Genomic DNA, 10292 nt, shown 5'->3' with positions numbered 1-10292 from the left:
TAGCCATCAACCTGTTCCTATCTGTGCCGACCAGCTTCTACTGGCCATAACGGACTTTCATTGACATCCGTTACACAGATCTCCCTACAGGCCCGCCAGCGCTTCGAGCACGGGTACTACACGGCATACCGCCACCTGGCCGCCCAGGACGTCGACCTGGTGGTCCACCTCGGCGACTACATCTACGAGAACGTCTTCGCCACCGGCACCCGCGCCGGCCAGATCCCCACCGAGCTGCGGGCGGAAGCCCGCGACCTGCAGTCCTACCGCCTCCGGCACACGCTGTACCGCCTGGACCCGGATCTGCAAGCCGCCCACGCCAACGCGCCGTGGCTGCTGATCCCCGACAACCACGACGCGGTCGAGGACGGCGACCCCACCGAGGCGCAGTTGCTCCGTCGGTCCGCCGCCTACCGGGCGTACTACGAGCATCTGCCGCTGCCGGCCGACGCCCGCCCGCAGGGGCCGGCGATGCAGATCCACCACAGCCTGGACTTCGGCGACCTCGCCCGGCTGTACCTGCTCGACACCCGGCAGCACCGAGACGATCAACATACGTGCGGAACCGCGCTCACCGGTGCGAGCTGCGAAGCCCTGGCCGCTCCTGATCGCTCCATGCTCGGCGCGAGCCAGGAACGCTGGCTGCGGTCGAGCTTCGCAAGCAGCGACGCGACCTGGAACGCCGTCACGCAGACCGTGCTGTTCGCCCCCTACGACTTCGGGGCTGGACCGGACCACAGCGTCTACTACGCGTCGTGGGCCGGTTACCCGGCAGCGCGGCCCGCACGGCAGGCCCGGACCGGCGCACCGGAGCACGGCCCTCGAAGCGGTGAGGCCGACAGCGGCCCGTCGACGCTGAGCACGCCCGCGAAGCCGAGCCCGTGCAGCAGCCCGAAGCCGAAGACCACAGGCAGCCGGTGGCTCGCCCTCGGCGAGAGCAGGTTGTCGAGCGCGACGAACGCGATCGACAGCGCGATGAGCGGCTCGACGATCCACCCGGCCACGCTGACCCAGCCGATCGCGGCCAGCACCAGGGTCATCGAGTGTGCGACCGTGAAGGCCGTGGCGACCTCGACGACGTCGCGCAGCCGCTTCGCGCCCAGCAGCAGCGCCAGCAGGAACAGCACGTGGTCGAGCCCGAAGAGCAGGTGCTCCGCCCCGAGCCGGACGAACCGCGGGATCTCGCGGAGCAGGTCGGTGCGCCCCACCGTGACGCTGGTGCGGGCCGCGTCCAGCAACGTCGAACCGCGGCGGCCGTCGATGTCGTAGGCCACCAGCGTGATGGTGTCGTCGATGACGCCGTCGGAGGCGCGGAAGATGCCGCTGCGGACGGTGAGCGCGCCGGACGCCGGGCAGTCGTAGGCGAGCGCGACCCGCACCGCGCCGGAGTCAGCGAGTTCGACGCGGGCATCGTCCTCAACGGTGCACCCGATCGAGCCGCGGCTCAGCCACAGCCGCCCGCCGGCGTACGCCGCCACGTCGCTCGCGTGCGCGTCCAGCGAACTGCGCCGCACCTCGGTCGGCACCTCGGCGGCCGCGCCGTCCACGCCGACCGCGTCCGGGCTCAGCACACCGTCGAGACTCAGCACACCCGGGCGAGGACGTCGTACTCCACGTCGACGACAGCCGCGACACCGTCGCCCTGGCTGCGCAGGTCCACCGCGACCGAGGTCGCGCGGACGTGCGCCCGCGCCGGAGCAGCGACGAGGAGCACGGCAACAAGGGCGGCAAGGAACGCCAGTACACGCACAGGCAGGCACTTCCGTCGTGGGGGGAACGGCGGTCGTTTCCCAACCCTGCAGTGCTCGCTCCATACCCGGCAACTCGATACGGTCCCCTTTCACCGAACCTTCCGCTGCTGGTCGCCCACCGGCCGAAAGCCGGGTTTCTGGGTGTCGAAAGCCGGGTTCTGGGGCCCGGGTACGAGGCCCGCGTACGAAGCCAAGCCGGGCGGGCCCGGAGGCGATCCCGACGCCCAGGGCGCACCCGCCCGAGTTGAGCATGACGTCGTCGACGTCGGCGGCAGCCCAGAGGTGCACAGTGTTCACCAGGTGATGCTGGCCGCCACCGGCAGGTGGTCGCCGCCGGTGGCCGGCAGCACCCAGGAGCTCTCCGGCTGCACGCCGCGGACCAGGATCTGGTCGATCCGCACCACGGGGAACTTCGCCGGCCAGGTGAAGCCGAAGCCGTTCCCGGCCTCGCCCTGGGCCGTGCGCAGCTGCGAGGTGATGCTGGCGAACGCGCGGTCGTCCATGGTGCCGTTCAGGTCGCCGAGCAGCACCACCCGCTCGTTCCGCTCGGCGGCAATGGCCTCGCCGAGCGCTTGCGCGTTCCTGTCCCGATGGGCCGTCCAGAAGCCCGCCCTGGGATTCACCCGCACGGACCCCAGGTGGGCCACATACACCGCCAGCGGCCCCTGGTCCGTGGCCACCGAGGCGCGCAGCGCCCGGTTGTAGGCCATCTTGATGTCGACCGGCTTGGTGGCCGCCAGCGGCCCGGCATCCATCTGGATGTCGACCGGCTGAGTGTCCGACAGCGGCAGCTTGCTCCACAGCCCGACCGTGCCCTGCACCGTGTGGTACGGGTACGCCTTCGCCAGCTCCTTCTCGTACGTGCCCGTGGCCTGCGGGGTCAGCTCCACCAGGGCCAGCACGTCCGCACCGGAGGCGGCCAGGTCGCGGGCGGTGCCGGCCGGGTCGGGGTTGTCGGCGTGGACGTTGTGCTCGGCCACGGTGAGGTCGCCGCCCGGGCGGGATTTGTCTCCGAGCAGCCCGCCGAAGAGGTTCAGCCACACCACGGCCGGCAGCAGCAGCGCGGCCACCGCGGAGGCGGAACGACGCCACAGCGCCCCGATCAGCAGTACGGGGATGAACAGGCCGAACCACGGCAGGAAGGTCTCCACCAGGCTGCCGAGGCCCCCGCGGTCCGTGGTCTGCGCGTGCAGCAGCAGGATCAGGCCGAGCAGCAGCGCCAGCGCCGCGAGCACCAAGCCGCGTTTCCAGGGGCTCGGCCGCAAGGCGGCGCGTATCGCCCGGCGGATGCGCACGCGCCAAGTCCCGGCACCGGCATCCCGGCGGCCGGCGTCGCCCTGCCCGGTATCCGCCGTGTCCACCTGCGTCATCGTCTGCCCCCGCTCACCGCCGGTCACTGCTACATCCTATTTTGATCAACGGGTTGTCCGGGTGAGATCACCGAGGCGCACAAATGGAGGCCGCGTATGCGCCGAGTTTCATCCGCGGCAACCGCTGATCCCATCGGCGGCAATCTCCGGCCCGGAGTCTGGCTGCCGTGACGTACACATTGAACGCCATGGTCGCGGTGGGTGCCGTCGTCGCCGCGCTACTCGCCCCGCCCCACGCCAGCGCCGCCACCACCCGACCCGCTGTCGTGACCACCGACAACGAAACCCCGGTCCTGTACGACGACGAGGCTGGCGGGAACGCTTCCGGTGACGACCCGGCCATCTGGGTCCACCCGGCGGACTCCCGGAAGTCGATGGTGATCGTGACGGTCAAGGAGGGCGGCCTCCGGGTCTACGACATGGGCTCGCGGGAGCTCCAGTCGCTGCCCGCCACCGAGGCACCGCGGATCGACACCGCCGCCGGTCGCTACAACAACGTCGACATCGCGTACGGCGTCAGCCTGGCGGGTCGCACGGTCGATGTCGCCGTCGTCTCGGACCGCTACAACGACCAGCTCCGGTTCTTCGTCGTCAACCCGGCCGGTGCTACGGCGCGTACCCCGCTGGTCGAGGTCACCGCCGCCGACCAGAACTTCCTCTTCAACCCCGACCGTGCGGCCGTAGACGAGGAGCACACCGCGTACGGCCTCGCCATCTGGCAGCCGCGGCCCGGTGAGTCGTACGCCGTCGTCACCCAGGAGGGGGCGACGACCGTCGCGACCGCCCGGATCGTCGAGATCGGCGGCAAACTCGGCTACACGGACATCCGACGGCTCACCATGCCGGGCACCTTCCGGCTGCCCGACGGGACGACCTGGGTTCCCTGCGCAGAGCCGGGTGCGCTGCCGCAGTTCGAGGGCGTCGCAGTGGACCAGGCGTCGGGCGTGCTCTACGCCGCGCAGGAGGACGTCGGCCTGTGGCGGCTGCAGCTGCCGCTGGGCTCGGCCAGCCAGCCGACGCTCATCGACCGGGTCAAGGACTTCGGGATCCACGACGTCTACGACAGCGAGACCGAGGAATGCCAGCCGGTCGACCCGAAGGCCAAGGGCTACGGCGGAAACCTGCTCACGGCCGACGCCGAAGGCGTCGACATCTACTACGGACCGGGCGCGAGCGGGTACGTCCTCGTGTCGAGCCAGGGCGACGACACGTTCGCGGTCTACGAGCGCCAGGGCGCGAACGAAGCGTTGGGCAGCTTCCAGGTCAAGGGCGTCGACGGCGCCGACGACATCAACGGCTCCGACGGCCTCGCCGTGACGAACCGCCCCGTCGGCGACTACCGGCAGGGCCTGCTCGTCACGCACGACGAGCCCGAAACCGGGCCCGACGTTGACGACGAGCGCGACGCCACGAACTTCTCCTACGTCTCGTGGGGTGACATCGCGGGTGCGATGTCGCTGACCGTGGACATCCGGACCGGGAACGATCCGCGCTTCCGCTGAGCTAACCGCCCGCAAGCGCGAGACGGCCTGCTTCAGATCCCCTGGAGCAGACCGTTTCGCGTGTGCATCAAGCTCGGGATGTTCGCCGGCATCGGCGATTCTGCATGTCTCCGGGTTTGAACGCCCGGCTGTCACATTGCCGTCCACCGATCGCCAAGCGGCCGCCGCGCATCGTTCACCTCACGCTTAGCCGCCAGACAGCAAACCACCCCTAACGTTCTCTGCACCCGATTTCGAGGAGGATTCATGGATCGGCGCACACTACTGCGGGCAACGGTCGCCGGAGCAGGTGGATTGGTCCTGCCATTCACGGCATGGTCCACAGCGTACGCGGCACCGGCACAGAACGCCGCCGGCCCCTACGGCCCATTGCAGGCCGCCGACGCCAACGGCATCCAACTGCCGGCTGGCTTCACCAGCCAGATCATTGCGCGGTCCGGCCAGGTAGTGCCCGGCACATCGTACGTCTGGCACAACGCGCCGGACGGTGGCGCCGTGATCCCGAACGGCACCGGCTGGAGCTACGTGTCCAACGCCGAGACCAGTGCCACGTCGGGCGGTGGCGCATCGATGATCTCGTTCAACTCCAGCGGCCAGATCACCGGCGCCTCCCGCATCCTGTCGGGCACCGACAACAACTGTGCCGGTGGCAAGACCCCGTGGAACACCTGGCTGTCCTGTGAAGAGATCAGCCTCGGCCGCGTGTGGGAGACCTATCCCCTGGGCGGAACGGCCGTCGTACGCCCGGCTATGGGCCGGTTCAAGCACGAAGCCGCCGCCGCCGACCCGGTCCGCAAGGTCATCTACCTGACCGAAGACGAAACCGACGGTCGGTTCTACCGGTTCGTCCCAACTACCTGGGGCGACCTTTCCACCGGCACCCTGCAGGTCCTCGTGGCCGGTACCGCAACGTCCGGCACATACACGTGGGCCACCATCCCCGACCCGGACGGGTCGCCCAAGGCCACCCGCAAACAGGTCTCCGGCGCCAAGGTCTTCAGCGGCGGGGAAGGTTGCCACTACGCCAACGACACCGTCTGGTTCACCACCAAGGGCGACAACCGGGTCTGGCAGGTCAACCTCACCAACAACACCTACGAGCTGGCCTACGACGACAGCCTGGTCAACCCAGGCCCCGCCCCGCTCACCGGTGTCGACAACGTCACCGGCTCGACGTTCGGAGACCTCTACGTCGCCGAGGACGGCGGCAACATGGAGATCTGCATGATCACCCCAGACGACACGATCTCGGTGTTCCTACGAATCAACGGACAGAGCTCGTCGGAAATCACCGGCCCCGCCTTCACCCCCGCCGGCGACCGGCTCTACTTCTCGTCCCAGCGCGGCACAACGGGCTCCTCGTCCGGCGGCATCACCTACTGCGTGACCGGACCATTCCGTACCTGACCCCGCAAGTCCCCGGCAACGTCGTGAGGGTGTCTGACCCGACCTGTCTGGTGTAGACGCGCCCTTGCTCGTGGCAGCAAAGCGGGCATGACCGGTCCAGATGATCATCGAGGGTTCTCTACGCCTTGTTGATCATTCGAAACAAGTCATGCCCGCCTGCCATCATCACTGATCTCGTCTGTGTCAAACGCGCCGGCTGCCACCGTGCCCGAACCGCTGCCGGGATGTCGCCGCCACCGGCGTGGTCAACAATGCGTGGCGCAACAGCCCGGTGGAGGACTGGCACGCCGGCGACGAAAGGAGGCAGAGGCGGTGCTGCTGCGGGCGGTGATCGGCCTCGACGCGGAAACCGCAGGCCGGGTCCTCGGGCGGCGAGCAGGAGCAGTCCGCACCGCCGCGCACCGGGGCTTACGCCGGCTCGCCGCGATGCTGGACGACACCGCCGACGTATCGCCAGTCAGAACCGGCGGTGCCACCACCTCGCCGACCAGCAAACTAAGCGCCGGTATCGGCAACGGACGCGGGGCCATCCGGCCGCAGCGGGACGGGACAGCCATCCCCGGCAGAAGCTCACGAGCATCGACCGCTGCCGGTGGTTGAACTCAGGCGGGTAGCGCCGGCATCGGTACTGGACGGGAACGCGGACGGACAGGCAGAGCAGCAGGAACAAGCGCACGGTGTGGAGGCGTCTGCGTGCCTGGCTATGGCCGCCGGACACGCAGACCACCTTCAGCAGCAGCTTGACGTGGTTCCGCTGGTTGCGGGTTCCGTCTCGGCCGCCGCGGTGCAGCAGGCGCTCTCGGCGATCCTCTCCAACTGCGGGGAGTCGGCCTTGACGGTGTAGACCTCCCAGGGCTCGTTGCCAGGGCCGCGTACCCAGACCTTGTCCTGGGAGGCGTAGCAGCACTCGGTGTTGTTCTCCTCCAGAGTGATGAGGCCGGCGTCGCTGAGGCGCTGGGTGGCGGCGTTGACCTCGTCGGTGCTGAACACCTCGACGCCCAGGTGGTCCATGACGGTGGGCTGGTCGGCCTCACCTTCAAGGAGCACGAGCTTCAGCGGCGGGTTCTCGATGGCGAAGTTGGCGTAGCCAGGGCGACGCTTGGCCGGCTCGACGCCGAACAGCTTCGAGTAGAAGGCCACCGAGCCTTCCAGGTCAGACACGCGCAGAGCGAGCTGGACACGGGACATTGTTTCCCCTCCTGGCGGGTTCAGCAGACGTAGTTGGTGAGTGCGGTGGTGCGGGCGCGGTCGTAGTGGGTGTAGGCGCGGCAAGCCGCCGTGCATATCTGCCCGCACGACTCGCACAGCGTCACGTCCTCGGCGTCGACGTGACGGCGACGGAACAGCTTGATCATCGCTTCACTCTTGCCTAGATGCTTTTCGAAGCAGGACCCACATTGCACCCCGTTTCGAAATCTGTCAACCTAGAGTCATGTCGAAACAAGCGCTGCCGGTGGTGGATCTCAACGCGGTCGCCTGCTGCTCCCCCATCGCGGCCAGCCCGATGGATGCCGATCAGGCAGCGGTGGTCGCGCCGATGTTCAAGGCCCTGGGTGACCCGGTCCGGCTGCGGTTGATGTCGATGATCGCTTCGGTGCCGGAGATCTGCGTCTGCGACCTGACCCCGGCGTTCGACCTGTCCGGGCCGACCATCTCCCACCACCTCAAGGTGCTGCGCGAAGCCGGCCTGGTCGACTCCGATCGCCGCGGCACCTGGGTGTGGTACCGGGTGAAGCCGGAGGCGTTCCGGCAGCTCGGCACGCTGCTGGAGATGTCCACCACCCCGGCCGCAGGTGGCACCGAGTGAGCCTCACCCTGGCCCGGCGGGCATCGGCGGAATTCGCCGGCACCGCCCTGCTGGTCGCTGCCGTGGTCGGCTCCGGGATCGCCGCCGCCCGGCTCTCCCCCACCGACGTCGGCCTCCAGCTCCTGGAGAACGCGATCGCCACCGCCCTCGCGTTGGGCGCGCTGATCCTGACCTTCGGCCCGGTGTCCGGCGCGCATTTCAACCCGGTCGTCTCCGCCGTCGACTGGTGGCTCGGCCGCGGCGCCGGCACCGGCCTGACCGGACGCGACCTCGCCGCCTACACCGCCGCCCAGATCGGCGGCGCGATCACCGGAGCGGCCCTGGCTGACCTGATGTTCGGGCTACCCGCCGTGACCTGGTCCCGCACCGACCGCACCGGTGGGAACCTGTGGCTGGCCGAGGTCGTAGCCACCGCCGGCCTCGTCGTCCTCGTCTTCGCCCTCGCCCGCAGCGGCCGCACCTCCGCCGCACCGGCCGCAGTAGGCGCCTACATCGGCGCGGCCTACTGGTTCACGTCCTCGACCTCCTTCGCCAACCCCGCCGTAACCATCGGCCGGGCCTTCACCGACACCTTCGCCGGCATCGCCCCCACCTCGGTGCCCGGCTTCATCGCCGCCCAGCTCGTCGGCGGCCTGATCGCCATCGCCGCCCTCAACGCCTGGTACCCCCACGCCGCCGACTCCGCCGACGCCGTCGTCGTGCCGCACCTTGCCCAGGAGAACCGATGACCACTCCCGCCAGCACCACCGGCATCACCATCACCGCAACAGGCGAACAGCACGCCGACGCCATGCTCGACATCTACCAGCTCGGCATCGCAACCGGCCACGCCACCTTCGAAACGGAGCCACCGACCTGAGAGCGGTTCACCGCGACCCGGCTGCCACACCATCGCTGGGTGGCCGTCGACTCCGCCGGCCGGGTCCTCGGCAGGGTGGCCTGCTCGGCCGTGTCCGACCAGTGCGTCTACGCCGGGGTGGTCGGGCACACCGTTACGTCCACCCCGACACCCACGGCCGAGGAGTCGGCCGGCTCCTGCTCGACGCCCTGATCGCCCCCACCGAGCAGACCGGCACCTGGACCATCCAGTCCAGCATCGTCCCCGAGAACACCGGGCCTCGCCCTACACACCGCCTGCGGATTCCGCACCGTCGGCACCCGCGAACGCATCGGCCGCCACCACGGCACCTGGCGCGATGTCACCCTCATCGAACGCCGCAGCCCCACCATCACCTGACAGGAACCCACAGATGAGCGACAAGCCCACCGTTCTGTTCGTCTGCGTCCACAACGCCGGCCGCTCCCAGATGGCCGCCGGCTGGCTACGCCACCTCGCCGGCGACACCGTCGAGGTCCGCTCCGCCGGCTCCGCACCCGCCGATCAGATCAACCCCGCCGCCGTCGAGGCCATGCGCGAGGTCGGCATCGACATCACCGACCAGACCCCCAAGCTCCTCGAGTACCAGACCGCGGAGTCCTCCGACGTCATTGTCACCATGGGCTGCGGCGACGCCTGCCCCGTCTTCCCCGGAAAGCGCTACGAGGACTGGAAGCTCGAAGACCCCGCCGGCAAGATCGTCGACGCGGTCCGCCTGATCCGGGACGAGATCCGCGCCCGGGTGGAGAAGCTCCTCACCGAACTGAGCCCCACCACCTGACCCACCCGCCGGCGCTACCCGTCCGCCCGGTCACCCGCTGGGCGGGACCGACACTCGCTCATCCGGCCGCTGACACGGCCGGGACAGACCAACACTGCTCCCTGCCCCGCAAAATGACGGTGACCGGGTCCTGGTTCGCCCGGCGTATCGATGGCGTTGGTGCAACGATGGAAGACGTGGGAACTACGAAAACCGCAACGCCCGTCGTCTCACCGCTCGCCGGTGAGCCGATCAAGCGTGCTGACGCCGAGCGGCTCGCGGGAGTGCTGAAGGCAGTCGCCGACCCAGCCCGCCTGCGACTGCTCAGCCTGATCCAGTCCGCCCCCGAGGGCGAGGCGTCCGTCAGCGACCTCACCGCGCCGCTCGGTCTCTCCCAGCCGACCGTGAGCCATCACCTTCGGATCCTCACCGAAGCCGGCCTGCTCGAACGCGAGAAGCGCGGCGTCTGGGCGTACTACCGCCTCGTGCCGTCCGCGATAGCGGCGATCGCCGACCTGCTAACCCCGCCCCGCAAACGAGCGACGAAGAAGACCCGCTGAGCGCACCCGCGAAGAACGGCTCGGGTTCTGCGGGGGTGCCGGTCCGCACTGGTCACACGGCGACGTAGCGCACCACGCTGCCATCGGTGTTGGCCCATCCGAACACGTCGGCCAGACCGGCGTCGTATTCAGCGATCACCAGCCGGGGGGCTCTGGCACAGAAACGGTGGTCGGGGTGACTGGTCTATGCGAGCAGGATTCGTTGTCGTAGGAGCGCGAAGCCGGCTCGGCCGTACATCTGCCGCTTCAGGAACTTGA

10 protein-coding genes and 4 pseudogenes are annotated in these 10292 nt (G+C 69.3%); 9 read left to right on the top strand and 5 right to left on the bottom strand.

Annotated elements, in window-relative coordinates; all coding sequences use genetic code 11:
• Positions 1 to 60: 60 nt before the first annotated feature.
• Positions 61 to 723, top strand: a pseudogene (locus ACGFIZ_RS33375) (alkaline phosphatase D family protein); the annotation flags it as partial.
• Positions 724 to 764: 41 nt separating this feature from the next.
• Here the strand turns inward: ACGFIZ_RS33375 and ACGFIZ_RS33370 are convergent.
• The 3 genes from ACGFIZ_RS33370 to ACGFIZ_RS33360 form a co-directional block, all read right to left on the bottom strand.
• Positions 765 to 1571: a HupE/UreJ family protein gene (locus ACGFIZ_RS33370; RefSeq protein ID WP_393427093.1), complete on the bottom strand. Its 807-nt coding sequence runs from the start codon at positions 1569 to 1571 to the stop codon at positions 765 to 767.
• 11 nt (positions 1572 to 1582) lie between these two features.
• Entirely contained in the window at positions 1583 to 1750 is a 168-nt protein-coding gene (locus ACGFIZ_RS33365; RefSeq protein WP_393427090.1) for a hypothetical protein, read from the bottom strand.
• Between the two features lie 294 nt (positions 1751 to 2044).
• Positions 2045 to 3148, bottom strand: a complete 1104-nt coding sequence (locus tag ACGFIZ_RS33360) for an endonuclease/exonuclease/phosphatase family protein (RefSeq protein ID WP_393427087.1) — start codon at positions 3146 to 3148, stop codon at positions 2045 to 2047.
• 140 nt (positions 3149 to 3288) lie between these two features.
• On the opposite strand from ACGFIZ_RS33360, the gene ACGFIZ_RS33355 reads away from it, so the two are divergent.
• The 3 genes and pseudogenes from ACGFIZ_RS33355 to ACGFIZ_RS33345 form a co-directional block, all read left to right on the top strand.
• Entirely contained in the window at positions 3289 to 4623 is a 1335-nt protein-coding gene (locus ACGFIZ_RS33355) for a phytase (protein WP_393427084.1), read from the top strand.
• 246 nt (positions 4624 to 4869) lie between these two features.
• On the top strand, positions 4870 to 6030 hold the full coding sequence (locus ACGFIZ_RS33350; protein ID WP_393427081.1) for an alkaline phosphatase PhoX: 1161 nt from the start codon (positions 4870 to 4872) through the stop codon (positions 6028 to 6030).
• A 300-nt stretch (positions 6031 to 6330) separates the two neighbouring features.
• A pseudogene (locus ACGFIZ_RS33345) lies at positions 6331 to 6630 on the top strand (hypothetical protein); the annotation flags it as partial.
• 129 nt (positions 6631 to 6759) lie between these two features.
• Here the strand turns inward: ACGFIZ_RS33345 and ACGFIZ_RS33340 are convergent.
• Together ACGFIZ_RS33340 and ACGFIZ_RS33335 are read right to left on the bottom strand one after the other, a co-directional pair.
• Complete coding sequence (locus tag ACGFIZ_RS33340; protein ID WP_393427078.1) at positions 6760 to 7218, bottom strand: ArsI/CadI family heavy metal resistance metalloenzyme; 459 nt, start codon at positions 7216 to 7218, stop codon at positions 6760 to 6762.
• A 20-nt stretch (positions 7219 to 7238) separates the two neighbouring features.
• Entirely contained in the window at positions 7239 to 7385 is a 147-nt protein-coding gene (locus ACGFIZ_RS33335) for a hypothetical protein (protein ID WP_393427076.1), read from the bottom strand.
• Between the two features lie 77 nt (positions 7386 to 7462).
• On the opposite strand from ACGFIZ_RS33335, the gene ACGFIZ_RS33330 reads away from it, so the two are divergent.
• The 5 genes and pseudogenes from ACGFIZ_RS33330 to ACGFIZ_RS33310 all read left to right on the top strand — a co-directional run bounded on the left by ACGFIZ_RS33330 (position 7463) and on the right by ACGFIZ_RS33310 (position 10034).
• Positions 7463 to 7837 (top strand): ArsR/SmtB family transcription factor, encoded by a 375-nt coding sequence (locus tag ACGFIZ_RS33330; RefSeq protein WP_393427074.1) that lies wholly within the window; start codon positions 7463 to 7465, stop codon positions 7835 to 7837.
• A pseudogene (locus ACGFIZ_RS33325) lies at positions 7834 to 8541 on the top strand (aquaporin); the annotation flags it as partial. The gene ACGFIZ_RS33330 and the pseudogene ACGFIZ_RS33325, both read left to right, overlap by 4 nt.
• Before the next feature lie 86 nt (positions 8542 to 8627).
• A pseudogene (locus ACGFIZ_RS33320) lies at positions 8628 to 9074 on the top strand (GNAT family N-acetyltransferase).
• 13 nt (positions 9075 to 9087) lie between these two features.
• Entirely contained in the window at positions 9088 to 9495 is a 408-nt protein-coding gene (locus tag ACGFIZ_RS33315; protein WP_393427072.1) for an arsenate reductase ArsC, read from the top strand.
• A 167-nt stretch (positions 9496 to 9662) separates the two neighbouring features.
• On the top strand, positions 9663 to 10034 hold the full coding sequence (locus tag ACGFIZ_RS33310) for an ArsR/SmtB family transcription factor (protein WP_393427095.1): 372 nt from the start codon (positions 9663 to 9665) through the stop codon (positions 10032 to 10034).
• The last annotated feature ends 258 nt before the right edge of the window (positions 10035 to 10292 follow it).

Source organism: Micromonospora sp. NPDC048830 (assembly GCF_043198215.1).
Lineage (GTDB): Bacteria > Actinomycetota > Actinomycetes > Mycobacteriales > Micromonosporaceae > Micromonospora.
Note: the sequence above shows the minus strand (reverse complement) of the source record. Positions and strands in the feature narration are given on the sequence as shown.